Genomic DNA, 25,129 nt, shown 5'->3' on the forward strand with positions numbered 1-25,129 from the left:
GTCCGCGGACGTCACCGCCGGACCCCGGCGACGAGCTCGGCGAGCGCCGGCTCGAGCCACTCGTCGAGCCGGGAGAGCCGCGTCCGGTGGTCCCCGGTCTCGAGGAAGCCGACCGCGAGCAGGACGACGTAGAGGAGGACGACGAGGGTCGGGTCGGCCGGCCCCCAGGGCCCGAGGAGCGCCGGGGCCTGCTCGGCGAGCTCGCGGACCGCGGCGCGCGGGTGCCGCCCCTCGACGACCACCGCGTCCTGGAGCCGGTGGTGCAGGAGGTCGAGCCCGACGGGCACGGGTGCGGCGAACCCCTCCCAGTCCCAGACGGCGAGGCGGTCGCCAGCGGCCGCCATGTTCCACGACGCGAAGTCGCCGTGCCAGGGCCCCCACTCGACCGGTGTCCCCGCGGCCCGCGACCCGACCTCGTCGAGCGCCGCGACCAGCGCCGTCGCCGACGTCGAGGGCGCCAGTGCCGCCACCCGGTCGACGAGGTCCCGCCACGCGCCGTCCGACCCGACCACCCCCTGCTGCCGGGGACCGATGTCGCTCAGCTCGAGGGCCGCGCGCGACACCATCGCCGGGGTGACCCCGCCCGGGCCGCCCACGGGCGCCTGGACGAGGACGGAGAGCCCGTGCCAGGGGCGGTGCGCGAGCACCTCCGGGACGACGAGCCGGCGCAGGCCGCTGCCGGCGAGCACGTGCAGGACCTCCGCCTCGTGGTCGACGAGCCCGCGTGTCGTGTCGTCGACACCGACCTTGACGTAGGCCAGCGTCGACCCGTCGTGCCCGAGGACGCGCAGGACCGGCTTCTGGAGGGCCCGGACCCGCCCGACGGACATGGCGAGGGCCACGGGCCGGCCCAGCACCTCCTCGACGAGACCGGCGAGCGCCGGGCCGTCGCCCTCGACGACGAGGTGCGGCAGGAGCGCCAGCCCGCCGGCGCGCGCCGCCAGCCCGAGGAGGCTCCCGGCGGCGCCGCGCGCCCCGGAGCCACCCAGCCCGGACACCGTCGCGACGGCGGCCGCGCGCGGACGGCTGGGCACGAGCAGCCGCGGGTCGGCGGAGCCGGGCACGAGCGACCACGCGCGGGCATGTCCCCGTCGCGGCCGGCGCCGCACGGTGACCTCGGCCCCGGGGTGCATGAGGGCCATGACGTCACGGACGTAGCCGAGACCGGGCCGCTCGGCCCGGGGGCCGGCCGCCGTCGGGGGCTGCGGTCCGCGACCCGTCACGCGCCGCCCTTCGCCACCCGCTTGTCCTCGGCCTCCTCGACCGGCGCGGCCTCGACCGCCCGCGTGACGACGACCGGCTGCTCCTGCTCGTGGCGGGAGTACTGGACGGTGACGAGCCCGAGCACCGAGATGCCGAGGTGGCCGACGCGGCGCATGGTCCGCCGCACGTCGTCACGCAGCGAGCGGCGGTCGGCGGCGACGAGGACGACGCCGGTGGACGCCAGGGCCAGCTCGGTGGACTCGGACAGGCTGATGACCGGCGAGGCGACGACGACGTACTCGTGGCGCTCGCCGAGCTCGTCGAGCACCCCGCGCAGCCGGCTGCTCGCCAGCTGCTCGCGCATCGACGCGTCGACGGTGCCGCCGGTCACGACGTGGTAGCCGCCACGGGCCCGGGACACCGGCACCCGCTTGAGTCCGCCCTCGTGGATCGCGTCGGCGAGGCCGCGGTGGTTGCGCACCCCGGTCAGCTCGCGGATCGAGCCCTCGGTGAGCGTCGCGTCGACGAGGCACACCGAGTGCCCGCTGACCGAGATGCTCGCCGCGAGGTTGACGGCGACCCGGTGCGCGGCCCGCTCGAGGTGCTCGTCGAGGCCGGCGACGACGACGACCGCCGGGGCGGGCGCCTTGGCGTACAGCGAGGCGCGCACCCCGCGGTAGGCGTCGGCCATCGGCCCGCCGTCCTTGGTGAGGATGCCGCTGTGACCGTGGGCGATCCCCGCCGGCACGACCCCCATGACGGGCAGCGACTCGACGTCGCCGTCGGCCGCCGAGCGGATGTGGTCGTCGGTGCGCTCGCGCCAGATGGCGAGGCCGATGCCGAGCACGAGGCCGATGAGGACCGCGACGACGATGAGGAGGACGACCGGGAGGCCGTCGGCGGTCGTCGCGAGGGTCGCCGGCGTGACGACGCCACCCGGGGCGATGGGCGTGGCCTCGAGGGACCCGATCTGGTCCTGGAGGGTCGCGAGGCGGTTCGTGTAGAGCTGCACCTGGGCGACGGCCTCCGCGGACGGGTCCGACCCGCCGGCCGACGCCGCAGCCTTCTTCAGCCCCGCCGACGCGCTGTCGGACTGCTGCTTGAGCAGGTCGAGCTGGCCGGTGACGTTGCTCTGGGCCTGGTTCCGCCGGTACTCGAGCAGCGCGTCGGCGTAGGCGGACGCGTAGCGCTGCGCCTCTCGCGCCGACCCGGCGGTGTACTCGATCCGGACGATCTGGGTGTTCGGCGGGACCGACACCTCGACCTCGGAGGCGGCGGCCTCGACGCGCTCGTGCACCGTGACGCCGACGATGTCGGCGACGGGTGGCGACTTCACGAGGCCGGCCTCGGTCTGCATCGCGACGTTGATCTGGTCACCGCTGCGGGCGGAGTCCGTCGTCAGCGCGTTGCCGGGCGTCGGGTTGAGGAGCACGTCGGTCGTCGACGTGTAGGAGACGGGCAGCCGGAGGACGACGAGCGCCCCGAGCAGACCGACGACGAAGACCGTCAGCGCGATCGTGCGCCACCGGTTCCTCATCGCGTCGGCCAGCAGGCCGACCCTCACTTCTTCGGTAGGAAGGGACTCCACTGGAAGTCCTTTCTGTGTGTGGTGATGACGGACCGGAGGCGCGTGCCCCAGCCCGGCCGTGGGCGTCTGATGAGGACGAGGCCGACGACGTCGAGGTCGTCGCGGCGCAGGCCGGCGACCCGACGCCGCACCCGTCCGAGTCGGGTGGTGGACGTGGCGACGACGACGACCGCACGCTCGGCGCCGAGGCGGCGCACGGCGTCGGTGCGACCGTCGTCGTGGGAGCGGTCGTCGAGGAGCTCGGCGACGAGGAGGGACTGCTCGTCACGGCCCGCCGCGACGACGGCCGCGGGCGAGTGCAGCCGGACGACGTCGACGGCCGAGCGCCAGGCGAGCTCGTGGTCGGCGTAGGTGCGCCCGTCGGGGGTGACGGCGCGGGCCGGCAGGGTCGCGATGACGGGCACCTCGGCCGACCCCGCGACGTCGCGGACCCGCGCCAGCGGCGCCCCCACCACGCCGCGGACGCGGGCCAGCGCCAGCCCCACGAGGAGGCCGAGGAACAGGCCGGTGCCCATCGCGACGACGAGGGCGTCGTGGCTGACGGTCACCGCGGCCGGACGGACGACCTGCCCGGCGTCGAGCGGCATGACGGCGGCCCGGGCGCCCCGCCCGGCCGCCCGTCCCGCGGCATCGAGGAGCGCGGTGCGCTGGTTCTCGAGCGTCTCGAGGCCGACGCCGGTCCCGCTGTCGCGCAACCGGTCGAGGGACTCGTCGACCGTGGCGACCGCGGCGATGCCGGAGGTGTACTGGGCGTCGAACTGGGCGACGGCGTCCTTGCGCTCGGCGTCGAGGAGCTCGGTGCGCAGCCGGATCACGGTCTCGCCGGCGGCGTCGACGGCGGCGAGGGCCGCGCCGGGCTGGCTGCCCGCGTAGCGCAGGTTGAGGATGCGCGAGTTGGGGTCGGCCGAGACGTAGACGTCGTCCGGGTCGATCGGGTGCTCGGCAGCCGCGGCCATCGCGGAGGTGACCTGCCGGTCGCGGGCCAGCTGGGCGAGGGTGTCGAGGGTCGCCTCGCGCCCGACGTCGGCGAGCTCGGACTCCTCGGGCACGAAGATGCTCACCGTCGCCACCGACTGGGGACCCTGCGACACCTGGTAGGCCGCACCGGCCCCGACGCCGGCCACCGCGCAGACGAGGAGCAGGAGGGCGTGCCGGCGGGTCAGCCCGATGAAGCCGCCGAGGCTGTACTCGTCGGACGGGTCGGTGTGCCCGGCCGCGGCGCGTCGGTCGTCGTCCTCGCGCCACAGCAGCCCGACCGCGATGAGGGCCGCGACGCTCGAGATCCCGATCGAGTCGTAGAAGGGCAGGGTGACGACCTGCGCGACGAGGACGCAGACGCCGACCGTGGCGGCCGGTGAGGGCAGCCGGAGGCCGCGCAGGAGCCAGGCCCCGAGGAACCCGAGGTAGAACACCAGCCCGAGGACCCCCTGCGAGTACAGGACCAGCCAGAGCTGCCCCTGCGTGCCGAGGGCCGGTGGGGTGCACAGGGGACAGCTCGGTGAGCTGCCGCCGGCGATGGAGTAGAAGGCGCTCACCGCGTCGCGGGTGGAGCCGAACCCGATGACCGGGGAGCCCTCGAGGACGCTCTGCACGGTGAGGGTCGCGAGCGAGGCCCGGCCGTCGTTGCTCACGGGGTTCGCGATGCGCGACTGCACGAGGTCGCCGAGCGGGCTGAAGGCCACCGCACCGGCGAGGAGCAGGACCGACGCGCCGAGCGCGACGACCGAGCGCATCCGCCCGTGGGCCGCGGAGCGCAGCGCCACGACGACGGCCATCGCGACGACCGCGATCCACATGCCGCGGTTGAGCGAGAGGATGGCGGGCACCGTGGCCAGCCCGAGGAGCGGCAGGGCGAGCCGGCGACGCCAGCCGGCGTCGGGCCCGAGCCAGGCGTGGAGGAAGAAGGGCAGGAAGCAGGCGAAGTTCAGGCCCCAGATGTTCGCGTAGCTGAACGGCGCGCTCGGCCGGGGGTGGCTGGCGACGGCCTGGGCGTAGTCCTGGGAGACCTCGGGGTGGATGAGGAACTCGATGAACTCGACGTGGGTGAGCGAGCCCGGGAGGACCACCTCGAGGACCGAGGGGAACACGAGGTGGGGCATGAGGATGCCCAGCCACCCGCCCGCGACGACGGTGAGGAACATCGCCGCACCGGCGCGGGTGATGCGGCTCGTCGTGAGGTGCTCGCGCATGTTGCCGATGTAGACGAGCGCGACCGTCGCGGAGGCGTACCAGCCGAAGCGGTAGGCCCACGAGATGTAGCGGCCCATCGAGGTGTCGGGGACGGCGTGCGGCGCCGCCACCTGGAGGACGAGGACGCCCGCGATCACCCACAGGAGGAACAGCAGCCAGGTACCGGTGCTGCGGGGGACGCGGATGCGCCGGAGCCGGGCGAGCTCGAGGACCATGACGACGGCAGCGAGGTGACCGATGAAGCTGCTGATGCCGAGGACCCACCACAGGGGGAAGCCGACGAGCATCCACGTGAGCGGCCAGCCCGGGCGCAGCAGGCGGCGCCGGCGCACGGCGGGAGCCGCCGGCGTCGCGAGCGTCGACGGGCGGAGAGGTCGCAGCGGGACGACCGTCACGGGCGAGATCCTCCGCCCCATGAGGAGGTCCACGTCGGCAGGATCCCACGAAGCAGGTCCCCGCGTCCGGCGGTCCGGACTACAGTGGCGCAGCCACGAGGGGCCCGCGACGGGCGGGTCCGGGGCGAGGTCGAGGAGGCGTCGGGATGGGTCCGTCGGGTGCGGGGGGCGACGGCGGCACGCCGTGGCCGGACGTCGGTGTCGTGCTCGCGACCCACAACCGCCCGCAGCTGATGCGCGAGGCCCTGGCCTCGATCCTCGGCCAGGACTACCCCGGCCGGATCCGCGTGCAGCTCGTCTACGACCGGAGCGAGCCCGAGACCGAGCTCGAGCAGGACACCCCGGGACGTGAGGTCGCCGTCATGGTGAACACCCGCACGCCGGGTCTGGCCGGCGCACGGAACACCGGTGTCCTCGCCCTCGACACCGAGCTCGTGGCCTTCTGCGACGACGACGACGTGTGGCTCGACGGCAAGCTCGCGCAGCAGGTCGAACGCCTGCTCGCCTCTCCCGGAGCCGAGTTCGTGACCACCGCGATGCGCGTCGACTTCGGCGACCGCAGCACCGTACGGCTGGCCGAGCGCGACGTCATCACGGTGCGCGAGATGGCCCGCTCGCGGATGGCGATGCTCCACTCGTCGTCGTTCGTCTTCCGCCGCGAGGCGATGCTCGAGCGCTTCGGGCTGGTCGACGAGACCCTCCCGCGGAGCATGGCCGAGGACTGGGACCTCCTCCTGCGCGCGGCGCGCAGCGCTCCGATCGTGCACGTCGACTCGCCGCTCGTCGGCATCCGCTGGGGCGCCAGCTCGTACTTCAACGACGCCTGGCGGGACAAGAACGAGGCCCACGCGTGGCTGCTCGCCAACCACCCCGAGATCGAGGCCGACACCATCGGCGCCGGCCTGCAGTACGGCAAGCTCGCCTTCGGCCACGCCGTGCTCGGGGAGCGCCGTGAGGCCCTGCGCTGGACGTGGCGCTGCGCGCGCCGCAACCCGCGCGAGCGTCGCTGGGTGCTCGCCCTGCTCGTCCTCGCGGGCGTGTCGGGTGAGTGGATCCAGCGCGAGCTGAACCGTCGCGGCCACGGCGTCTGATCCGACCCCGGGCCACGTGGGGCCTGGGGTCACGAGCAGCCACCCTGCCCGGTGCCGGCCTCGTCGACGAGGTGGCGCACCTCGGCGGTGACGTCCTCGATCTCGGCGACCTCGCGCGCGTCGAGGCGCCCGCGCCAGGCCGTGGCGGCGTCGGCGGGCGCGCGGTCGAAGTTGTGCAGCCGCTCGGCCGACACCTCGCCGGAGCCCTCGCGACCGACCTCGGCCTCGGCCGCCGGGCCCCACGTGAGCCCGAGGGCGTCGTGGAGGCGGCGGCAGGCCGCGACGTCGGTGGCGAGCGCCTCGTGCGCGACGACGAGCGTGCCGGACGAGCGCCGCAGGTCGGCGACGGCCATCGCGTAGAGAGCCGACCAGAACCAGCCCATGGCCACCGCCCCCGCGGCGTCCGTGGACGCTGGCAGGGCGGGGACGGCGGGGTCCGTGGGGTCGCGGCGCGCCTCGTAGCGGCGCACGATCGGCTCGATCTCGTCGAGGTCGGGGAGCCAGCCCATCCGCCGGTAGCTGACGAGCATGGCGCCGGGGTGGCGGTGGAGCAGGACCGGCCGGGCACCGGTGACCGCCTGCACGGCCGGCACCGAGAGCATCGCGAAGGGGTCCTTGACGACGAGGGTGCTCCACGGAAGCGGTGCGGCCCAACGGCGCACGCCGTACCGGCTGTAGACGAACGGCGTCGTCGCGGTGAACGCGCGCCGGAGCGCCCTCGACTGCGCGGACGTCGGCTCCTCGAGCCGGGTCCAGCCGTCGATGCTGCCCGCGAGGGCGTACTGGCGGCCGCGGGTGTTCATCGGCTCGCGACCGGCGAGGGCACCGCCGGGCGCCAGGGCGAGCAGCCGCGCGAGCCACGTCGTCCCGGACCGCGGCATGCCGGTGACGAGCACCGGCGTGCGGCGGTGCGGCACGAGGCTCACCGTGGTCTCCTCCCGGGTCTGCGTGGACATCGTGCCCCCGTCACGCCCGCAGGAGGAAGGGGCGGGGCTCGGCGCTGGCGCGGACGGACCCGCCGGCGGCCGCGAGGAGGTCCTCGACGGTCAGCTCGTCGACGTCGCGCCCGATGGCGATGCCGCGCTCGTCGAGGTGGCGGCTGATGAGCACCTGGTGGTCGTCGACGTGCTCGCCGCGCACCGACCGGCGCGGGAGGAGCACCGGCACGCGGCCGGCGTCGAGCGCGACGAGCGAGGACCCCACACCGGCGTGCGCGACGACGAGGTCGGCCTCGGCGACCGCCTCGCGCAGCTCGCGGGCGGGGACGAGACCCCGTCCGTCGATGCCGAGGTCGGAGACGTCGGTGGACCCCGTCTGCCAGAGCACCTCGACGTCGGGGGCGCACACCTGCGGGAGCAGCGCGTCGAGCCGCTCGACGGCCCGGCGGAACCCGTAGGTGCGCATCGTGCCGAGGGTGACGACGACCCGGCTCGGCGCCTTCGTGACGGCGGGTGCACCGGAGCGCTCGAAGCCGTCGAAGAGCGAGCCGCTGTAGCCCCACTTGCCCGACGAGCGCTCGGGGTACTGGCTGTAGAGGTGGACGCCCGGGAAGCGGCTCAGCGCCCTGCCGGTGACGCTCGGGCCCTCGGCCCGCGCGGCGCTCTCGATGTAGTGGCACGGCAGGCCCATGGCCCGGGCGGCCCCGAAGAACGGCAGCGCGATGCCGGACCCGGTGGAGACCACCGCGCTGTAACCGCCCGCACGCAGGATGTCGACCGCCGTGAGGGTGCCGCGCACGGCGGCCCGGTAGCCGCGGGGGCCGATGTAGCCCACGTGGTGCACCCGCTCGCCCTCGAGGAGGGACCGGGACTGGTCGTCGTCGAAGGTCGCCCACTCGCAGTGCTCGGCCGCGGCGCCGAGGCGGCCGCGGAGGCGGACCAGCTCCTCGAGGTGGCCACCCGTGGACGCGACGAGCAGGACCGGACCGGTGCGGCGCGCGGCCTCGAGCCGCCGGCGGAGCGCGACGGAGGTCATCGGCGCCACCCCGGCGTCCGGCCGAGGAGGCGGGCCAGCTCCTCGTCGTGCGGGAGGAAGTGCTCGTCGAGGCGCCGCCGCAGGTGCTCGGGCATCGGCTTGCTCGGCCGCGCGTTGTGCTGCTCGAAGCGCTCGGGCTGCCACGGCGCGAGCCCGAGGAAGTCGGTGACCTGGCGGTACTCCCCCGCCGGGTCGGCGAAGAAGGACTCGCTGTCGAGGACGTGCAGCCGGTCGCGGGGGACGAGGTCGAGGACCCGGCGCAGCTGCTCGGCGTACTGGCCACGGCGCGTGTAGGCCTGGTGCCGGTGCGGGTGGCTCTCGTACGTGACGTCGGCGGCCATCTTCTCGAGCTCGCCGTCGAGCCGCTCGTCCTCGAGGTCGAGGGCCCGCTCGAAGTCGGTCTCGGTCTCGAAGCCGCGGGCCAGCTCGTGTTTGTAGGCCGAGAAGGCGCGCTCCGCGGGGTCGCGGAGCATCGCGACGAGCCGGACGCCCGGGACGTCGCGCACGAGGCGCTCGACGGCGCTCGGGTGGAACATGTAGTACGTGCACGCCTCGAAGGCCTGCGGCGCGCCGAGGCCCCCGGTGCGCAGCCGGGCCACCCGCTCGACGGGGAAGTGCCCGCGGTACCAGTCGAGGTCGCGGTCGTAGTGGAGGCTGAAGTAGTCGATGCCCTTCTCGACACCCGGCCGGAACACCTGGGGGTGCTCGGTGAGGTGCTTGAAGATCGTCGTCGTCCCGCAGCGCTGGCCGCCGATGACGACGAACGAGGGCAGCATCCGCAGGCCGGTGGTCGCCTGCCCCAGCCGCGCGTAGGACGTGCGGGCGAGACCGTGCAGCGGGACCGGGATCCGTTCGCGCAGAGCCATGCTCATCGGACCCACCCGTCGGTGGCGTGCGGTCGGTCGGTGGTGCTCATGGGTCCCCCGGAGTGGGTGTCGTTCGTGGTGGACGCCGCGACGCTGCGGCGGTGGGTGCGCGGCATCAGTACGCCCCGCGGCCGCGGACGACCGCCTGGACGGTGCGCAGGAGGATCTGGCCGTCGAGGGCCAGCGACCAGTTGTCGACGTACCAGAGGTCGAGGCGGACCGAGTCCATCCACGACAGGTCGCTGCGGCCGGAGACCTGCCAGAGGCCGGTCATGCCCGGACGGACCCGGAGCCGGCGCACGGCGTCGCTCTCGTACCGGTCGACCTCGGCCGCCAGCGGCGGCCGCGGCCCGACGAGCGACATCTCGCCGCGCACGACGTTGACCAGCTGCGGGAGCTCGTCGAGCGAGAAGCGACGCAGGACCTCGCCGATGCGCGTGATCCGCGGGTCGCGGCGCATCTTGAAGAGGACGTCGTTGCCCTCGCTCTGCTCGGCGAGCGCGGCGAGGCGCGCCTCGGCGTCGACGACCATCGTGCGGAACTTGTACATCGAGAAGACGTGGCCGCCCTCGCCGACGCGGTCCTGCCGGAAGAACGCCGGCCCGGGCGAGTCGCGGCGCACGAGGAGCGCGACGGTGAGCAGCACCGGGCTGAGGAGGAGCAGCGCCGTGGCGCCGAGCACCCGGTCGGCGAGCAGCTTGGTGGCGTAGCGCCACCCGCTCTGGACGGGCCGCTCGACGTGGAGCATGGGGAGGCCGGCCGCGCGTCGCATCGTGAGCCGCGGACCCGCGACCTCGACGACGCCGGGGGCGACGAGGAGGTCGACGTCGCGCTGCTCGAGCGCCCAGCCGAGCCGCCGGAGGGCGTGCCCGGAGATCGTCGGGCTGCTGGCGACCGCGACCGCGGCGACGCCCAGCCGGTCGACGACGTCGAGCGTCGCGGCCTCGGTGCCGAGCACCGGGAAGTCGGTGCCGTTGTCGGTGGCGAGCACGGGGTCGTGGAGGTCGCTGACGCAGATGGCCGCGACCTGCATGCCGGTGGTGGCCGGGTCGTCCTCGATGCGGTGCGCAACGTCGAGGGCCGCGCGGGCGTCGCCGACGACGAGGGTGGGCCGCAGGTGCCTTCCGGCGAGGCGCTGGCGGGCCAGGCGGCGACGGACGGCGTAGCGGCCGAGGAGCGTGGTGAGCGTCATCGCCGGGACGGAGAGGAGCAGCACCCCCCGCGAGAACTCGAGCTGGAGGGCGAACGAGGCGAAGCCGACCGCCGCGACGAGGCCGACCGCGGAGCGCGTGACCGCGCGGTACTCCTCGCTGCCGGCGCCGACGAAGCGGCTGGCGTACGCGCCGTTGCGGGCGAGCAGCCCGATCCACGCGAACGCGGCGACGAGGAGGGTCAGCCGGACGGTGTCGGTGGAGCCCCACAGCCCGAGCCGGTCGCCGAAGAGGGCGTCGCGGCCGGCGAGGCCGACGAGCGCGCCGAACACGGCGGCCATCGCGTCGACGGCGATGACGGAGCGCCGGTGCGCCTTCTCCCACGTGGAGAGGCCGCTCTTGACCGGAGCGTGGCCGTAGCTGGCCAGATCAATGTGGGCCGCGCCACGTGGAGTGACCCACGGGCGCGCGCCAGTACCCTGAGCGATGCTCATCGAACGATCGACCCCTGCAATCGATGTGTGTTCGAAGAGTGACGATGACGTCGGACCCCTGCAATCCGGCCGGCATCTCCGTCGATCTTCACGTCACCCCGGGCCCTGCACCCGGTGTAGCGCTGTGCGTGAGTCTAGGGCCATCGGCCGGGTCGGGTAACCCTTTTGGAGAATTTCGCCCGGGACGGGGTGCGCGGAGGGTGGTCGGGGTGGTAGACGCCCGTCGCGCGGGGGCGTCAGCGGGGGGCGTGCACCCGCTGCTGGGCCTCGAGCAGACCGAGCGTCACGAGCTGCTCGACGGCGTCGGCCGCCTCGTCGAGGAGGAAGGGCAGCTCCTTGCGCTCGGTCGGGGAGAAGTCGCGCAGCACGAAGTCGGCGGGGTCCATCCGGCCCGGCGGACGGCCGATGCCGACCCGCACCCGGTGGTAGTCCTTCGTTCCGAGCGACGACGAGATCGACCGCAGCCCGTTGTGACCGCCCTCTCCCCCACCGCGTTTGAGGCGCACCGTGCCGGCCTCGAGGTCGAGCTCGTCGTGGACGACGACGAGCCGCTCGGCCGGGACGGAGAAGAAGGAGAGCAGCGCCTTGGTCGGACCGCCGGACTCGTTCATGTAGCAGGACGGCACGGCGACGACCGCCGCCGGCCCGGGGACCCCACTCGGTCCGGTGCCGATGCGCACCTGCGCCGCGTGCGCCCGCGCCTTGTGCGTCCGGAGGGCGCTCCCCGCGCGGCGGGCGAGCTCGTCGACGACCATCGCCCCGACGTTGTGCCGGTTGCCGGCGTACTGGGGCCCGGGGTTGCCGAGGCCGACGACGAGCCAGGGTCCCGAGTCGCTCACGGCGACGATCATGCCATCCGCCGGGAACGCCGACGAGGCCCGGTCCGTGCGGACCGGGCCCCGTCGGGGTGATGGTGCTGCGGGAGGCTCAGGCCTCGTCGGAGGCCTGCTCGTCGGACCCGCCCTCGGCGCTGTCCGCGCCCTCGGCGGACTCGCCCTCGGCGGCGTCCTCGTCGGACTCCTCGCGCTCGATGCCGGCCTCGGCCTCGGCCTCCTCGAGCTCGGCCTCGAGCTCCTCGGCGGTGACCTGCTGGGTGACGTTGACGACGAGGGCCTCGGCGTCGGTGACGAGCGTCGCGCCCGACGGGAGCGAGACCTCGCCGGCGTGGACCTGGTGCCCGGCCTCGGCGCCCTCGACCGAGACGGTGACGTGCTCGGGGATGTTGGTCGCCTCGACCTCGAGCTCGAGGGTGCCCATGACCGTGGTGACGACGGTCTCCGGACCGGCCTCGCCCTCGACGTGGACGGTGACCTCGACCGTGACCTTCTCGCCCTTGCGGACGACGACGAGGTCGACGTGCTCGATGACCGGCTTGATCGGGTCGCGCTGCACGTCCTTCGCGAGGGCGAGGTGCTCCTTGCCGTCGATGACGAGGGTGAGGAGGGCGTTGGTGTGCTTGAGGGCGAGCATCGCCTCGTGGCCCGGGAGGGTGATGTGCACCGGGTCGGTGCCGTGGCCGTACATGACGGCGGGGATCTTGTGGTCGCGGCGGATCTTGCGGGCCGCGCCCTTGCCGAACTGGGTGCGCTGCTCGACGACGAGCTTGGTGGTGTCGGACACGGGGCTCTCCTGGGGTGGGTCGTGGGACGAGACGGACGTCGGTCCTCGACGCGGGACGTGGCACCGAACCGGCGCGCGAACGGCCCGCGGACCCGGTGGGGCCAGCGCGCCGCCAGCGTCGATCACGGATGGTCGCGGGCCCTGCGGCCGCCGGACTCCTTCGTCCGGTGCGACGTCCCTCGCCGAGGCAACCCGGAGAGTCTAGGCGACGGGTGACGGAAGGTCGAAATCGGCGCCGTCGCGCTCGCCGTCCTCCGCCCGGGCGCGTTCCCCCAACCGCACCGCGGCGACGCCGGCGAGGATGACGACCCCGCCGACCAGCTGCCACGGACCCGGCAGCTCGCCGAGCACCAGCCAGGCGAAGAGCACGGCGAAGAGGACCTCGGTGAGCCCGACGAACGAGGCGAGGGTCGAGCCGAGGTGGCGCGCGCCGAGCACCCCGAGGACGTAGGCGACGGCCGCCGCGACGACGACGAGCTCGGCGAGGGCCAGCCAGGCGGGGGTCGCGTGCCCGGCGACGTCGACGCGGGAGTCGCCGGCCACCATCGGCAGGACTCCCGTGGCGCCGAGCACCCCGAGGACGACGGCCCCGGACCCGAGCCCGAGCGCGGCGAAGGTGAACGACGGCAGCGTGGTCTCGCGCGCGGCGAGGACGTAGTGGCCGGCGAGCCCGGTGGCCGCGAGCAGCCCCCAGGCAACCCCCACGAGGTCCGGCGTGCGCTGGCCGGTGACGTCGAGGACGAGGGCCAGCCCGACGAGCGCCAGGACGATGCCCACGCCGGTGAGCCGGTGCGGCGCCCTGCGGGTGAGCACCCACACGGCGAGGACGACGAGGACGATGCCGAGGTACTCGATGAGGAGGGCGACCCCGACGGCCAGCCGCTCGACGGCCTGGAAGTACCCGAGCTGGGCCGCGGCGACGGCGAGGCAGCCGTAGAGCCCGACGAGCGGCAGCTCGCGGACCACGGCCCGCATCTGGTGACGCACCTGCCAGAGCCCGATGGGGAGCAGGAGGGCCGCCGCACCGGCGATGCGGAGCAGGACGACCGCTCCCGGCGACCAGCCCGCCTCGATGAGCGACTTCGCGAACGGGCCCGAGGTGCCGAAGGCCGCGCTCGAGAGGACGAGCGCGACCAGACCGACCCCGACGCGCCTGCGCACCGCCTCGACCACGACGACCTCCGGGTTTGCTGCGGCCCTCGTAAGGACCGACGTATGCTGACGGTCATGACGCTAGGGCCTCGACCTGTCAGGAGTCAAGATGGTTTTCACTGCTGACACAGACCTGACGCTCACGCATGCGGCGGCCGTCGCGAACACCGGCCCCGGGCTCGGTGACGAGGACCGCGAGGAGCTGCCCGACGTCGCGGCCCTCGGCGCGTGGTTCGACCGGTGGGAGTGGACCGGGCGGCGCCCGTCGTCCCGGGCCGAGCTCGAGGCCGTGCACGCGCTGCGCCCCCGGCTGCGCCGGCTGTGGTCGCTGCGCGAGGACGCGCTCGTCGACGAGGTCAACGCCCTCCTCGCCGAGGGCGGGGCGCTCCCCCGCCTGGTGCGCCACGGGGACATCGGCTGGCACGTGCACGCGACGTCGGACGAGGCACCCATCGCCCAGCGCATCGCCGTCGAGGTCGGGATGGCGCTCGTCGACGTCATCCGGGCCGGCGAGGTCGACCGGCTGCGCACGTGCGCCGGCGAGGACTGCGAGGACGTGCTCGTCGACCTCTCGCGCAACCGGTCGCGGAAGTTCTGCGACGGGACGTGCGGCACCCGGGCGAACGTCGCCGCCTACCGCGCCCGCAAGGCGGCCGCGGACTCCTGACCGTCCGTCGCAGGTTCTCGGCCCGCCGTCGAGAGGTTGTGGTCAAGCACTTGACCGATAGCCGGGCGTGCGGTCAAATGGTCAAGTACTTGACCACTGAAGGGACCACGCCATGACCACCACCACTGCCCGCCGTGCCACCGCCGTCGTCCTCGGGGCCCTCGCCGGCGGGCTCGTCCGCCTCCTGGCCCAGCTCGTGCACGGCGACGTGCTCGTCCCGGTCGGCGACGCCACGCAGCCGGTCTCGCTCTGGCAGGTCCTCGCCGCCGCCCTCGTCGCGGGCCTCGTCGGATGGGCCCTGCTCGCCACGGGTGAGCGCTGGGTCCCCGCACTCGCGGCCCACTGGGTCGCCGTGGCGGCGCTGGCCACGGCCGCCTCGCTCGCCGGACCGCTCGGCATGCCGGGCATCGCGGCCGCCGACCGGCTGTGGCTGGCCGTGACGCACGTCGCCGTCGCCGTCGTCACCGTCCCCCTCATCGCCCGCACCCGGGCGCCCCGCGCCACCCGGCGGCCGGTCGCCGCGCCCGCTCCCGGCGCCGCTGCCCGATGATGGGGGCATGACCCGACGACCCGCCGGCCTGCCGCTCGCGGCCCTCCTCGGCCGGACCCAGGCGCGCTTCGTCGCCGAGTGCGAGCAGCGGGTGGCCGCCGCGGGTTTCCCGGACCTGCGGGTGGCCCACGGCGCCAACGTGCTGCGCCACCTCGACCGGGACCGCGGGTCGAGCAGCGCCGACCTCGTGCGGCTGTCCGGCATCACGAAGCAGGCGGTGAGCCAGCAGGTCTCGTACCTCGTCGGGCACGGTTACCTCAGGGTCGAGCCCGACGCCGACGACGCGCGGACCCGTCGTCTCACGCTGACCGCGCGCGGCGAGGAGGGACGGGCCGTGCTCCACGCGACGTTCGGTGCGGTCGAGCGCGAGTGGCGCCGCCGCTACGGAGCGCCGGTGCTGGACGCCCTGCGCGACGCCCTCGAGCACGTCGCGGCGACCGACGGCCGGCCCTGACGGGTCAGGCGCGGCCGCCGAAGAGGCTCGTCACCGAGCCGTCCTCGAAGACCTCCTTGACCGCCGCGCTGATGAGCGGGGCGATCGAGAGGGTGGTCAGGCCCTCGAACTCCTTCTCCGGCGCGATCGGGAGGGTGTTCGTGACGATCACCTCGCGTGCCGAGCAGGCCTCGAGCCGCTCGACGGCGGGCTCGGAGAGGATGGCGTGCGTCGCGGCGATGACGACGTCCTTGGCGCCGTCGGCCTTGAGGGCGTCGGCGGCCTTGGTGATGGTGCCCCCGGTGTCGATCATGTCGTCGACGAGCACGCAGACCCGGCCGCGCACGTCGCCGACGACGCGGTTGGCGACCATCTCGTTCGGCCGGTTGATGTCGCGGGTCTTGTGGATGAAGGCCAGCGGTGCGCCGCCGAGCCGCTTGGACCACTGCTCGGCGACCTTGATGCGGCCCGCGTCCGGGGAGACGACGGCGAGGTCCTCGTCGCCGTACTTGCGCGCGACGTACTCGGAGAGCACGGGGATGGCCATGAGGTGGTCGACCGGGCCGTCGAAGAAGCCCTGGATCTGGTCCGTGTGCAGGTCGACGCAGATGAGCCGGTCGGCCCCGGCGGTGCGGAACATGTCGGCGACGAGCCGCGCGGAGATCGGCTCGCGCCCGCGGTGCTTCTTGTCCTGGCGCGCGTAGCCGTAGAACGGCATGACGACGGTGATCCGCTTGGCGCTGGCCCGCTTCAGCGCGTCGACCATGAGCAGGTGCTCCATGATCGCCTCGTTGATCGGGTTCGTGTGGCTCTGGATGACGAAGGCGTCCGAGCCGCGCACCGACTCCTCGAAGCGCACGTAGATCTCGCCGTTGGCGAAGTCGTACGCGCTCGTCGGCACGAGCTCGGTGCCGAGCTGGGCCGCGACCTCCTGCGCCAGACCGGGATTCGCCCGGCCCGAGAACACCATGAGCTGCTTCTTCGGCCGCTTGCGGATGTTGGCCGAGGGCGGCCGGTTGTCCTTGCTCACGGGGTGGGGTCCTCCGGGGTCGTCTCGGTGTCGGTGCTCTGCTGGGCGGCGCGGGCCCGCGCGGCGGCCTCCGCGGTGCGGGTGCCGGCGCGGGCGCGCTCGACCCATCCGTCGACGTTGCGCTGGCGCCCCCGGGCCACCGCGATCTGTCCGGGAGCGACGTCCTGGGTCAGGGCGCTGCCGGCCGCGACGTACGCGCCGTCGGCGACGTCGACCGGGCTGACGACGACCGTGTGCGACCCGACGAAGCTGTGCGCGCCGACCGTGGAGTGGTGCTTCGCGACGCCGTCGTAGTTGGCGAAGATCGTGCCGGCGCCGATGTTGGCGCCCTCGCCGATCGTCACATCGCCCGCGTAGGTGAGGTGCGGGACCTTGGCGCCCTCGCCGATGTCGGCGTTCTTCGTCTCGACGAACCCACCGATCTTGCCGCGGGCTCCGAGCCGGGTGCCGGGGCGCAGGTACGAGTACGGCCCGACCGTCGCGCCGGGCCCGACGACCGCGAGGTTCGCGACGGCCCGAGTCACCTGCGCGTCGTCGCCGACCTCGGTGTCGGTGAGCGTGACCTCGGGGCCGATGCTCGCGCCCTCGCCGATGCTCGTCGCCCCGAGCAGCTGGGTGCCGGGGAGCACGGTGGTGTCGCGGCCGATGGTGACGTCGACGTCGACCCACGTCGTGGCGGGGTCGACGATCGTCACCCCGGCGCGCATGTGCCGCTCGCAGACCCGGCGGTTCAGCTCGCGGCCGAGCGCGGCCAGCTGCACGCGGTCGTTGACGCCCTCGGTCTGCCAGGCGTCGTCGACGACGTGCGCGCTGACGTCGCGGCCGGACTCCCGGGCGATCTGGACGACGTCGGTGAGGTACTTCTCGCCCTGCGCGTTGTCGGTGCCGACCCGGGCCAGCGCCTCGCGCAGCAGGGCCGCGTCGAAGGCGTAGATGCCGGAGTTGATCTCGGTGAGGGCGCGCTCCTCCTCGGAGGCGTCCTTCTGCTCGACGATGCGGGCCACGTGCCCGTCGGCGTCTCGCACGACGCGGCCGTACCCGGTCGGGTCGGCGAGGTGGGCCGTGACGACCGAGACGGCGCTGCCGGAGGCGGTGTGCGCCTCGGTGAGCGCGACGAGGGTCTCGCCGCTGAGCAGCGGGACGTCGCCGTAGGTGACGAGGACGGTGCCCTCGAGCCCGGCGGGCAGGGCGTCGAGCCCGCACTCGACGGCTCGGCCGGTGCCCTTGACCTCGTCCTGGTCGGCGATGACGAGGCCGGAGTCGAAGGCGGCGCAGAACTCGACGACCCGGTCGCGCTCGTGCCGCACGACGACGGAGACGTGCTCGGCCTGCGTGGCACGGGCGGCCCGCACCGCGTGGCCGAGGAGGGTCGTCCCGCCGATGCGGTGCAGGACCTTCGGGGTCGAGGACTTCATCCGCGTCCCCTCGCCGGCGGCGAGGACGATGACGGCGGCCGGTCGGGTCGCGTTCACGCGCTGTGCTCCAGGTGGGGTCGGTGCCACGGGCCGGGCGCCATGCTACCGCCGGGTCGGCGGCCCCTCCCCCGCCAGGTGGGACGGCGCGGTCGGCGGACACGGCATGCTGGACCGATGACGAGGAGGTCGGCCGAGGGAGCGGTGTACGTCGTGTCGGGTCCGCCGGGGTCCGGCAAGTCGACGGTCGCGGCGCTGCTCGCGGAGGACGGCGACTCCAGCGCCCTCGTCGACGGCGATGCCTTCTTCGGGTTCCTGCGCAGGGGGTTCGTCGAGCCGTGGCGGCCGGCGGCCCACGAGCAGAACGCCGCGGTGCTCGAGGCGTCGGCCGCGGCGACCGGACGCCTCGCGCGGGACGGGCGCACGGTGGTGCACGACGGCGTCGTCGGGCCGTGGTTCCTCGAGCGCTTCGCGGCCGCCTGCGCCGTCGCGGACCTGCACTACGTCGTGCTCCTGCCCCCGCTGGCCGTCCTGCTCGACCGGGTGACCACGCGCCGCGACCACCCGTTCGACGACGTGGAGGCCGCGCGGCACATGCACGCGGCGTTCGTGGCGGCCGCGCCCGACCCGCGCCACGTCATCGCGGGAGAGGACGGGCCGGGGGCGACGGCGGACGCCGTCCGGCGGGCCGCGGCGGCCGGGCGCCTCCGCGTCACCTGATCCCGGTCAGCCCCTGGGGGTGCCGAGGCCGGGGCGGCCGGCGCTGCCCGCGGCGCGCACGGCGGCCCAGCCGGCCCGCTCGAGCGGGGTCCGCGGCTCGCCGGAGATGCGCGGTGGCATGACGACGACCGGGCAGCTCGCCGCGTAGACCAGGCGGTGGGCGAAGAGCGGTGCCGAGGCGATCGAGCGCGGCGCGTCGACGACGAGGAGGTCGGCGTCGCGGGCCGCGTCGAGGAGCGCCCGGCGGCGGTCGCCGCGGACGACCCGCAGCTCGACCCCGTGGTCCGGGCCGAGGACCGCGGCGACGTCGGAGACCAGCCGGCTCATCGCCTCGTGCTCGGTGTCGGTGCTCGAGGGCACGCGGGCGGCGGTGGTGCCGGACGGCGTGGCCTGCGGGCCCGTGGTGCGCCAGGCCCGCACCGCGACGACCCGGCCGCCGCGCTGCGCGGCCTGCTCGTGGGCCCAGCGCAGCGCGGTCGGGGACGCCGACCCCGGGCTGACGCCGACGACGACGGTGTAGGGGTGCTCGTCCATCGCGGCGACCTCCTCAGACCGGGAGCTTGACGGTCTCGTTGCCGTCCTCGTCGTAGCTCGTGAGCGGTGGCGCGATCTCCTCGAGGCTCTTGTTCTCGGCGTCGACGCCCCACACCGCCGCAACGGCGGCGCCGATGAGCATGATCGCCGTCGCGATGAGGTAGCCCCAGAACATCGGCGTGCGGTCCTTGCCGTCGCCGATGAGCCAGCCGTAGAACACCGGACCGATCGAGCCGAAGACCTGCGCGATCGCGAAGAAGTACGAGATGGCCTGGCCACGCACCTCGAGCGGGAAGATCTCGGAGACGGTCAGGTAGCCGGCCGACGCGCCCGCCGAGGCGAAGAAGAACGCGACGCACCAGAACGCCGTGTGCACACCGGCCCCGATCGCGTTCTGCTGGAACAGCCACGCCGAGATGGCCAGCACGACACCGGCGAAGGCGTAGCAGCCGGTGATCATCCGGCGCCGCCCGACGGTGTCGAAGAGCGGTCCGAGCAGCAGCGGCCCGAGGAGGTTGCCGATGGCGAACGGGAAGAAGTACAACGCGGCCTGCGACGGCGTCTTGTCGTAGAAGTTCTGCAGCACGAGCGCGTAGGTGAAGAAGATCGCGTTGTAGAGGAAGCTCTGCGTGATCATCAGGGTGGCGCCGAGCACCGTGCGGGTCGGGTACATCCTGAAGAAGACGTACGAGAGCTGCTTGGGGGTCAGCCCCTCGCGGGCCTTGATCCACATCGCGTCGTCGTCGCCGTGGTGGGGCAGCTCCTTGCCCGCGGCGCGCACCTCGTCCTCGAGCGCCGAGACGACGCGCTCGGCCTCCTCGCCCTTGCCGTGGGTGACCATCCAGCGCGGGCTCTCGGGGATGTGCCGGCGCAGGTAGATGATGCCGAGGCCGAGGATCGGGCCGATGAAGAAGGCGATGCGCCAGCCGACGTCCTGCCCGAAGCGCTCGGTGTCGAGGAGGATCGTCGAGGCGAAGGCGCCGATGGCCGCGCCGGCCCAGTAGGTGCCGTTGATGGCGAGGTCGACCCGCCCGCGGAACCGTCCGGGGATCAGCTCGTCGACGGCCGAGTTGACCGCCGAGTACTCGCCGCCGATGCCCATGCCGGAGATGAACCGGAAGATCAGGAACATCAGCATGTTCGGGGCGAGGCCGGCGGCCGCCGCGGCGACGAGGTAGAGCGCGAGGGTGAGGGTGAAGAGCCGCTTGCGGCCCCAGGAGTCGGTGAGCCGGCCGAAGACGATCGCGCCGAAGACCTGGCCGACGAGGTAGACGGTGCCGGCGAGCCCGACGTCGGCCGCGCTCATGTCGAGGGTCTTCTCGAAGCCGCCGGCCGCGACGATCTGCGCCTCGAGGCCGTCGAGGATCCAGGCCGTCCCGAGCCCGAAGATCACCAGCCAATGGAACTTCACCCACGGCATGTCGTGCATGCGCGCCGGGATGAGGCTCTTGACCGGCTTCTCCTCCGTCTGCGTCGTCTCGGTCGTCGTCACGTCGCGGTCCCTCCTGGCAGGTGTTCCCCGGGCGGCCCCGTCACGGGACCACCTGCGAACGTAGACCCGTCGCGGACACCGTGGAGGTTCCGGTGCACGTGGGTGTCGAGCGGGTCACGCCCCGACCGGCGGGAGCACGCCGAACCCCCGCCGGACGGTGCCGACGGGGGTGCTGCCGCGAGGCGGTCGGGTCAGGGGCGGCGGGTGACGCGCACCGACTCGCCGTCGGTCTTCGGGCGCTCGGGCCGGCCCACGCGGGCCTTCGCGACGGCGTCGACGGCGATGCCCGCGACGAACACGCCGAAGGCCGCCCACCGGCCCCACACGGGCAGGTACGGCGACATCGTGCCGAGGCAGAGAACGAGGGCCATGAGGGCCACCCCGAGGTAGAGGAGGGACCAGAAGGTCCAGCGCAACGTGGCGGTGATGAGCTCCATCGACATGTCCCCTGCTCCTCGCTCCTGCCGGCGTGTAGCAGACATGGTGCACACACGTCACCCCTCGAGGGAAGATCCGGGCCGAACGTTCGACCCGCATCGGTCGAATGGTCGATGCGCGCACGCCTCACCAGCCCCACTGGTGCAGTTTCGCCCCATCAGCCCCACGGCCGCAGCGCACCGCCGGCTCTGGTCGAGTTCGCCGCCTCTGGTCCGGTCCACCCAGTTCTGGTCCGGTTCGCCCGGGTGGCGGTGACTTCTCGCCACCCGGCGGATCGGACCAGAGCCCACGCGCACGGGGCGCGAGGCGGCCGTCCGACGCGGCTCGACTACCCTCGTCGCAGCCGTTCGCGCGAGCGGCGGTCCCCGGTTGGTCTGCTGGTAGGGCCCGCCTGACTTTGAATCAGGACAAGCGACGTAGGTTCGATTCCTACCCGGGGAGCTGGCGCAGCGAAGCAAGCCGGCGCCCCGGGGGAGGAATCCGGGGAGCGGCACCGCGGGCCCGACGAAGGAGGGTACGCGGGGAGGCGGGTCCTACCCGGGGAGCGGAGACGCGGCGCCTACCCGTGGAGCGGGCGAGGCACCGCGCCGGTCGGCCGACGCGGCACAATGTCCCGGTGAGCGACGAACCGGGGGCCAAGAAGTCACGCGCGTCGCGGTCGCGGATGACCGGCCGCGAGCGCCGCGAGCAGCTGATCGGCATCGGGCGCAAGCACTTCGCCGACCGCGGCTTCGAGGGCGCGACCATCGAGGAGATCGCGGCGTCGGCCGGGGTGTCCAAGCCGGTCGTCTACGAGCACTTCGGCGGCAAGGAGGGCCTCTACGCCGTCGTCGTCGACCGCGAGATCGAGGCGCTCCTCAGCGGCGTCACCTCCGCGCTCGACTCCGGTGGCACGTCCCGCCAGATCATCGAGCGGGCCGCCCTCGCCCTGCTCGACTACGTCGAGAACAGCGCCGACGGGTTCCGGATCCTCGTGCGGGACAGCCCCGCCGGTCAGGCCACCGGCTCGTTCGCCAGCCTGATGAGCGACGTCGCGAGCCAGGTCGAGCACATCCTCGCGGCGCAGTTCAAGGCCCACAAGCTCGACCCCAAGGCCGCCCCGATGTACGCGCAGATGCTCGTCGGGATGATCGCGCTCACCGGCCAGTGGTGGCTCGACAACCGCAAGTTCAAGAAGCACGAGGTCGCCGCGCACGTGGTCAACCTCGCGTGGAACGGGCTGACCGGTCTCGAGGCCAAGCCGACCCTCACCCCCGACGAGGCCTGAGCCGCAGGCGGATCCGGCGTCAGGCGTCCTTGCGGGCCACGGCGAAGACCCGGCGGAACGGGAAGAGCACGCCGGCCGAGGTACGGGGGTAGGCCTCGAGCAGCGCGGCGCCGTAGGGCTCGAGGAAGGCGGCGCGCTCGTCGTCGTCCTCGAGCAGGTCGAGCACCGGCCGCAGCCCCGTGGCGGTGACCCAGGTGAGCACCGGGTTCTCGTCCTCGGCCTCGGGGTCGAGGACGTGGACGTAGGTCGTCTCCCAGGCGTCGACCGTGCAGCCGAGCCGGGTGAGGAGGCGGAGGTACGTGGCCGGCTCACCGACCGACGGGACGTCGAGGGCCGCGGTCAGCTCGCCGGCCCGGGCGTGCTCCTCGGCCGTCTCCCGCATGAGCCGGTGGCTCGGGGCGTCGAAGTTGCCCGGCACCTGGAGCGCGAACCAGCCTCCGGGAGAGAGGGACTCGACCCACGCATGGACGAGGTCGAGGTGGCCGGGCACCCATTGGAGGGTCGAGTTCGTGACGACGACGTCGGGGGCGTCGCCGAGCGAGGTGGGGTCCCACTCGCGCAGGTCGGCCTGCACCCACTCGACCCGACCGTCGGCGTCGAGCTCCGTGGCGGCCTCGAGCATCGACTCGGCGGAGTCGATACCGACGACCCGCGCCTCCGGCCACAGCGCCGCGAGGGAGAGGGTGGCCGGGCCGTGGCCGCAACCGAGGTCGACGACGAGGCGGGGCGCATCGGCGCCCACCTGGGACACGAGGTCGGCGAGCGGGCGCGAGCGCTGGCTCGCGAACCGGCCGTAGGCCGCGGGGTCCCAGCTGGGGGTCGTCCTCATCCCGTCCTCCTCGACGTCGTGCCGACACCGTCCCGCACGAGGTTTCTCGATGTCAAGAAACTTGACGAGGAGTAGCATCGGGCGCATGGCCGCTGACGACGTCGACCGTATCGTCTCCGCGTGGCGGCGCGAGCGTCCCGACCTCGACGTCACGCCGCTCGAGGTGCTCTCCCGCGTGTCGCGGCTCGCCCGGCGGCTCGACCTCGCCCGCGGCCGGGCCTTCGCCGGCACCGGCCTCGAGAGCTGGGAGTTCGACGTCCTGTCGGCCCTGCGCCGCACCGGGTCGCCGCACGAGCTGAGCCCCGGCCAGCTGGTCGCCGAAACGCTCGTGACGAGCGGCACGATGACCAACCGGGTCGACCGGCTCGCCGCCCGCGGCTTCGTCGAGCGCCACCCGGACCCGGGCGACCGCCGCGGTGTCCTCGTCCGGCTCACCGCCGAGGGTGTCCGGGTCGTCGACGCGGCCCTGACCCGGCTGCTCGCCGACGAGCGCGAGCTGCTCGCCGAGCTCGCCCCCTCCGAGCGCGACGATCTCGCCGGCCTGCTCCGCCGGCTGCTCCGCCCGTTCGAGTCCGGCACCGCCTGACGGTCCGCCGCGCGGTCAGCCGGCCAGGGCCGCACGGACCCAGGCGAGCACGCGCCCGCCCTCGGCGGTGACGACCGCGTCGTCGCCGAGGCCGTCGGTGACGACGTCCCAGCCGTGCCGCGACCCCTCGAGCCGCCAGCGGTCCTTGACCCGCGCCGGGGAGGCGGCGACCGCGTCGTCGAGCAGGTCGCCGTCGATGCCGGTGTCGCCGTCGCTGGAGACGACGAGCAGCGGGACGGAGGTCGCCCGGGCCGCGGCGACGGCGTCGGGCACCCCGTCCCAGTGGTCGGGTCCGGAGAGGTCGACGACCGCGTCGGCGCCGGCGGCCTCACCGACACCGAGGGCGCGCGCCCCGCCCATCGAGGCCCCGACGACCGCCACCCGCGTCGCGCCGCGCGTCCGGGCCGCGTCGACGGCGACCGCCACCTGGGCACGGGTGTCGGCCGTGACCGCCGGGGTGCAGCGGGACGCCCCGTGGACGCAGTCGTCGACCGCGAGGGCCAGCACCCCGTGCTCACCGAGCCACCGCGCGTACGGCACCCAGCCGCACAGCCCGCCGGCGCCGGTCTGGTGCAGCAGGACGACCGCGTCGGTGCCCGACCCGTACCCCACCGACGTGAGGGAGGACCCGTCCGCCCCCGTCAGCGCCTCGAGGTCGCCCGGCCCCTCGACGAAGCAGCGCTCGGCGACGGTGGCCGGCGCGTTCGTGGGCAGCGGCGTCGGGGTCCGGGACGGCGTCGCGTCATCCGCTCCCGAGGGGCCGCCCGCGCAGCCGGCCAAGAGCAGCACCGCGGCCGTCCACGCCCCCCACGCCGTCGATCGCATATGTCGACTCTGACATATCGGACTAGCCTGCGTCCATGCCCTCGGACCTCGGCCACGCGCTCCTCGGCCTGCTGGCCCGCCGGCCCTCGACGGGCTACGAGCTCGCGCGGCGGATGCAGCGGCCGGTCGGGTGGTTCTGGACCGCCGGCCACAGCCAGGTCTACCCGGAGCTCGCCCGCCTCGAGGCGGCCGGGCTCGTCCGGCACGACGTCGTCCCGGGGCGCGGGCCGCGCGCGACGAAGCGCTACGCCCCGACCGCGGCCGGGACCGCGGCGCTGCGGCAGTGGGTCACGGCCGAGCTCGCGCCCCAGCCCGTCCGCGACCTCGAGGTCCTGCGCCTCTGGTCGGTCTGGCTCGTCGACCCCGAGGCGGCGTCCGACCTCGTGCACCGGGTGCGGGACGGGCACGCGCAGCGCCTCGCCGCGTACGAGGCCGACCTCGCCACGCTCGACGGCGTGGCCGCGGCCCACGACCCCTCGGCCCCGGAGTTCGCGAGCCGGCTCACCCTCGAGGGCGGGCTGCGGACCCGCCGCGCGGCGGTGGAGTGGTGCGACTGGATGCTCGCCGAGCTGGCCCGCGCTGCGCCCGGCTGATCGCCCTCCCCGGCCTTGTGGGGAGCCGG

25 protein-coding genes and 1 tRNA gene are annotated in these 25,129 nt (G+C 74.3%); 9 read left to right on the top strand and 17 right to left on the bottom strand.

Annotated elements, in window-relative coordinates; translation table 11 throughout:
• Positions 1–11: 11 nt before the first annotated feature.
• The 3 genes from JQN70_RS16900 to JQN70_RS16910 are packed head-to-tail and all read right to left on the bottom strand — an operon-like array spanning position 12 to position 5,376.
• Complete coding sequence (locus JQN70_RS16900) at positions 12–1,223, bottom strand: hypothetical protein (protein ID WP_204132551.1); 1,212 nt, start codon at positions 1,221–1,223, stop codon at positions 12–14.
• Entirely contained in the window at positions 1,220–2,767 is a 1,548-nt protein-coding gene (locus JQN70_RS16905) for a hypothetical protein (RefSeq protein WP_204132552.1), read from the bottom strand. The genes JQN70_RS16900 and JQN70_RS16905 overlap by 4 nt, the downstream gene beginning before the upstream one ends.
• Positions 2,764–5,376, bottom strand: a complete 2,613-nt coding sequence (locus JQN70_RS16910) for a hypothetical protein (RefSeq protein WP_204132553.1) — start codon at positions 5,374–5,376, stop codon at positions 2,764–2,766. Before JQN70_RS16910 ends, JQN70_RS16905 begins: the two co-directional genes overlap by 4 nt.
• Positions 5,377–5,522: 146 nt before the next feature.
• Between JQN70_RS16910 and JQN70_RS16915 the strand changes: the two genes are divergently transcribed.
• Entirely contained in the window at positions 5,523–6,467 is a 945-nt protein-coding gene (locus JQN70_RS16915; protein ID WP_204132554.1) for a glycosyltransferase family 2 protein, read from the top strand.
• Between the two features lie 29 nt (positions 6,468–6,496).
• Here JQN70_RS16915 and JQN70_RS16920 read toward each other — a convergent pair whose 3' ends face one another.
• The 7 genes from JQN70_RS16920 to JQN70_RS16950 form a co-directional block, all read right to left on the bottom strand.
• Positions 6,497–7,423: a sulfotransferase gene (locus tag JQN70_RS16920; RefSeq protein ID WP_204132555.1), complete on the bottom strand. Its 927-nt coding sequence runs from the start codon at positions 7,421–7,423 to the stop codon at positions 6,497–6,499.
• 10 nt (positions 7,424–7,433) lie between these two features.
• Complete coding sequence (locus tag JQN70_RS16925; RefSeq protein ID WP_204132556.1) at positions 7,434–8,441, bottom strand: glycosyltransferase; 1,008 nt, start codon at positions 8,439–8,441, stop codon at positions 7,434–7,436.
• On the bottom strand, positions 8,438–9,313 hold the full coding sequence (locus tag JQN70_RS16930; RefSeq protein WP_204132557.1) for a sulfotransferase: 876 nt from the start codon (positions 9,311–9,313) through the stop codon (positions 8,438–8,440). The genes JQN70_RS16925 and JQN70_RS16930 overlap by 4 nt, the downstream gene beginning before the upstream one ends.
• Before the next feature lie 109 nt (positions 9,314–9,422).
• Entirely contained in the window at positions 9,423–10,952 is a 1,530-nt protein-coding gene (locus JQN70_RS16935) for a sugar transferase (protein ID WP_204132558.1), read from the bottom strand.
• Positions 10,953–11,188: 236 nt separating this feature from the next.
• Positions 11,189–11,803 carry an aminoacyl-tRNA hydrolase gene (gene pth / locus JQN70_RS16940; RefSeq protein ID WP_204132559.1) on the bottom strand — a complete coding sequence of 205 codons (615 nt, stop codon included), beginning with the start codon at positions 11,801–11,803 and terminating at the stop codon, positions 11,189–11,191.
• 76 nt (positions 11,804–11,879) lie between these two features.
• Entirely contained in the window at positions 11,880–12,572 is a 693-nt protein-coding gene (locus JQN70_RS16945) for a 50S ribosomal protein L25/general stress protein Ctc (RefSeq protein ID WP_204132560.1), read from the bottom strand.
• A gap of 201 nt (positions 12,573–12,773) precedes the next feature.
• Positions 12,774–13,733, bottom strand: a complete 960-nt coding sequence (locus tag JQN70_RS16950; protein WP_204132561.1) for an EamA family transporter — start codon at positions 13,731–13,733, stop codon at positions 12,774–12,776.
• A 100-nt stretch (positions 13,734–13,833) separates the two neighbouring features.
• On the opposite strand from JQN70_RS16950, the gene JQN70_RS16955 reads away from it, so the two are divergent.
• The 3 genes from JQN70_RS16955 to JQN70_RS16965 all read left to right on the top strand — a co-directional run bounded on the left by JQN70_RS16955 (position 13,834) and on the right by JQN70_RS16965 (position 15,395).
• Positions 13,834–14,391, top strand: coding sequence for a CGNR zinc finger domain-containing protein (locus tag JQN70_RS16955; RefSeq protein ID WP_204132562.1), 558 nt, complete (start codon positions 13,834–13,836; stop codon positions 14,389–14,391).
• 112 nt (positions 14,392–14,503) lie between these two features.
• Entirely contained in the window at positions 14,504–14,941 is a 438-nt protein-coding gene (locus tag JQN70_RS16960; RefSeq protein WP_204132563.1) for a DUF6069 family protein, read from the top strand.
• A 7-nt stretch (positions 14,942–14,948) separates the two neighbouring features.
• Positions 14,949–15,395 carry a MarR family winged helix-turn-helix transcriptional regulator gene (locus tag JQN70_RS16965; RefSeq protein ID WP_204132564.1) on the top strand — a complete coding sequence of 149 codons (447 nt, stop codon included), beginning with the start codon at positions 14,949–14,951 and terminating at the stop codon, positions 15,393–15,395.
• A 4-nt stretch (positions 15,396–15,399) separates the two neighbouring features.
• Here JQN70_RS16965 and JQN70_RS16970 read toward each other — a convergent pair whose 3' ends face one another.
• Positions 15,400–16,404, bottom strand: coding sequence for a ribose-phosphate diphosphokinase (locus JQN70_RS16970; RefSeq protein ID WP_307836048.1), 1,005 nt, complete (start codon positions 16,402–16,404; stop codon positions 15,400–15,402).
• Positions 16,401–17,876: a bifunctional UDP-N-acetylglucosamine diphosphorylase/glucosamine-1-phosphate N-acetyltransferase GlmU gene (gene glmU, locus JQN70_RS16975; RefSeq protein ID WP_204132566.1), complete on the bottom strand. Its 1,476-nt coding sequence runs from the start codon at positions 17,874–17,876 to the stop codon at positions 16,401–16,403. Before glmU ends, JQN70_RS16970 begins: the two co-directional genes overlap by 4 nt.
• 117 nt (positions 17,877–17,993) lie before the next feature.
• Between glmU and JQN70_RS16980 the strand changes: the two genes are divergently transcribed.
• Positions 17,994–18,536: an AAA family ATPase gene (locus JQN70_RS16980; protein ID WP_204132567.1), complete on the top strand. Its 543-nt coding sequence runs from the start codon at positions 17,994–17,996 to the stop codon at positions 18,534–18,536.
• A gap of 6 nt (positions 18,537–18,542) precedes the next feature.
• Here JQN70_RS16980 and JQN70_RS16985 read toward each other — a convergent pair whose 3' ends face one another.
• The 3 genes from JQN70_RS16985 to JQN70_RS16995 all read right to left on the bottom strand — a co-directional run bounded on the left by JQN70_RS16985 (position 18,543) and on the right by JQN70_RS16995 (position 21,005).
• The gene (locus tag JQN70_RS16985; RefSeq protein WP_204132568.1) at positions 18,543–19,070 is read right to left on the bottom strand and encodes a universal stress protein; all 528 of its coding nucleotides are present in this window, start codon (positions 19,068–19,070) and stop codon (positions 18,543–18,545) included.
• A 13-nt stretch (positions 19,071–19,083) separates the two neighbouring features.
• Positions 19,084–20,562: an MFS transporter gene (locus JQN70_RS16990; RefSeq protein ID WP_307836049.1), complete on the bottom strand. Its 1,479-nt coding sequence runs from the start codon at positions 20,560–20,562 to the stop codon at positions 19,084–19,086.
• 191 nt (positions 20,563–20,753) lie between these two features.
• A complete protein-coding gene (locus tag JQN70_RS16995) occupies positions 20,754–21,005 on the bottom strand; it encodes a hypothetical protein (protein WP_204132569.1) in 252 nt (83 codons plus the stop codon).
• A gap of 357 nt (positions 21,006–21,362) precedes the next feature.
• Here JQN70_RS16995 and JQN70_RS17000 point away from each other — a divergent pair.
• Positions 21,363–21,441: transfer RNA gene (locus JQN70_RS17000), tRNA-Gln, on the top strand.
• A gap of 223 nt (positions 21,442–21,664) precedes the next feature.
• Complete coding sequence (locus JQN70_RS17005) at positions 21,665–22,267, top strand: TetR/AcrR family transcriptional regulator (protein ID WP_204132642.1); 603 nt, start codon at positions 21,665–21,667, stop codon at positions 22,265–22,267.
• A gap of 19 nt (positions 22,268–22,286) precedes the next feature.
• Here JQN70_RS17005 and JQN70_RS17010 read toward each other — a convergent pair whose 3' ends face one another.
• Positions 22,287–23,096: a methyltransferase domain-containing protein gene (locus JQN70_RS17010; RefSeq protein WP_204132570.1), complete on the bottom strand. Its 810-nt coding sequence runs from the start codon at positions 23,094–23,096 to the stop codon at positions 22,287–22,289.
• Positions 23,097–23,181: 85 nt separating this feature from the next.
• Between JQN70_RS17010 and JQN70_RS17015 the strand changes: the two genes are divergently transcribed.
• Entirely contained in the window at positions 23,182–23,682 is a 501-nt protein-coding gene (locus tag JQN70_RS17015) for a MarR family winged helix-turn-helix transcriptional regulator (RefSeq protein ID WP_204132571.1), read from the top strand.
• A 15-nt stretch (positions 23,683–23,697) separates the two neighbouring features.
• Here JQN70_RS17015 and JQN70_RS17020 read toward each other — a convergent pair whose 3' ends face one another.
• A complete protein-coding gene (locus tag JQN70_RS17020; RefSeq protein ID WP_204132572.1) occupies positions 23,698–24,507 on the bottom strand; it encodes a dienelactone hydrolase family protein in 810 nt (269 codons plus the stop codon).
• A gap of 35 nt (positions 24,508–24,542) precedes the next feature.
• Between JQN70_RS17020 and JQN70_RS17025 the strand changes: the two genes are divergently transcribed.
• Positions 24,543–25,100 (top strand): PadR family transcriptional regulator, encoded by a 558-nt coding sequence (locus tag JQN70_RS17025; RefSeq protein ID WP_204132573.1) that lies wholly within the window; start codon positions 24,543–24,545, stop codon positions 25,098–25,100.
• The last annotated feature ends 29 nt before the right edge of the window (positions 25,101–25,129 follow it).

Origin of the sequence: Phycicoccus sonneratiae, from assembly GCF_016887965.1 — a bacterium.
In the GTDB taxonomy this organism is placed as follows: Bacteria; Actinomycetota; Actinomycetes; order Actinomycetales; family Dermatophilaceae; genus Phycicoccus; species Phycicoccus sonneratiae.

Bases quoted from the DNA above. Each gene is read 5' to 3' on its own strand.
- JQN70_RS16915 (WP_204132554.1), top strand. From the start codon at position 5,523: ATGGGTCCGTCGGGTGCGGGGGGCGACGGCGGCACGCCGTGGCCGGAC.
- JQN70_RS16920 (WP_204132555.1), bottom strand. From the start codon at position 7,423: ATGTCCACGCAGACCCGGGAGGAGACCACGGTGAGCCTCGTGCCGCAC.
- JQN70_RS16925 (WP_204132556.1), bottom strand. From the start codon at position 8,441: ATGACCTCCGTCGCGCTCCGCCGGCGGCTCGAGGCCGCGCGCCGCACC.
- JQN70_RS16930 (WP_204132557.1), bottom strand. From the start codon at position 9,313: ATGAGCATGGCTCTGCGCGAACGGATCCCGGTCCCGCTGCACGGTCTC.
- JQN70_RS16935 (WP_204132558.1), bottom strand. From the start codon at position 10,952: ATGAGCATCGCTCAGGGTACTGGCGCGCGCCCGTGGGTCACTCCACGT.
- pth (WP_204132559.1), bottom strand. From the start codon at position 11,803: ATGATCGTCGCCGTGAGCGACTCGGGACCCTGGCTCGTCGTCGGCCTC.
- JQN70_RS16955 (WP_204132562.1), top strand. From the start codon at position 13,834: ATGGTTTTCACTGCTGACACAGACCTGACGCTCACGCATGCGGCGGCC.
- JQN70_RS16960 (WP_204132563.1), top strand. From the start codon at position 14,504: ATGACCACCACCACTGCCCGCCGTGCCACCGCCGTCGTCCTCGGGGCC.
- JQN70_RS16965 (WP_204132564.1), top strand. From the start codon at position 14,949: ATGACCCGACGACCCGCCGGCCTGCCGCTCGCGGCCCTCCTCGGCCGG.
- JQN70_RS16980 (WP_204132567.1), top strand. From the start codon at position 17,994: ATGACGAGGAGGTCGGCCGAGGGAGCGGTGTACGTCGTGTCGGGTCCG.
- JQN70_RS16985 (WP_204132568.1), bottom strand. From the start codon at position 19,070: ATGGACGAGCACCCCTACACCGTCGTCGTCGGCGTCAGCCCGGGGTCG.
- JQN70_RS16995 (WP_204132569.1), bottom strand. From the start codon at position 21,005: ATGTCGATGGAGCTCATCACCGCCACGTTGCGCTGGACCTTCTGGTCC.
- JQN70_RS17005 (WP_204132642.1), top strand. From the start codon at position 21,665: ATGACCGGCCGCGAGCGCCGCGAGCAGCTGATCGGCATCGGGCGCAAG.
- JQN70_RS17010 (WP_204132570.1), bottom strand. From the start codon at position 23,096: ATGAGGACGACCCCCAGCTGGGACCCCGCGGCCTACGGCCGGTTCGCG.
- JQN70_RS17015 (WP_204132571.1), top strand. From the start codon at position 23,182: ATGGCCGCTGACGACGTCGACCGTATCGTCTCCGCGTGGCGGCGCGAG.
- JQN70_RS17020 (WP_204132572.1), bottom strand. From the start codon at position 24,507: ATGCGATCGACGGCGTGGGGGGCGTGGACGGCCGCGGTGCTGCTCTTG.
- JQN70_RS17025 (WP_204132573.1), top strand. From the start codon at position 24,543: ATGCCCTCGGACCTCGGCCACGCGCTCCTCGGCCTGCTGGCCCGCCGG.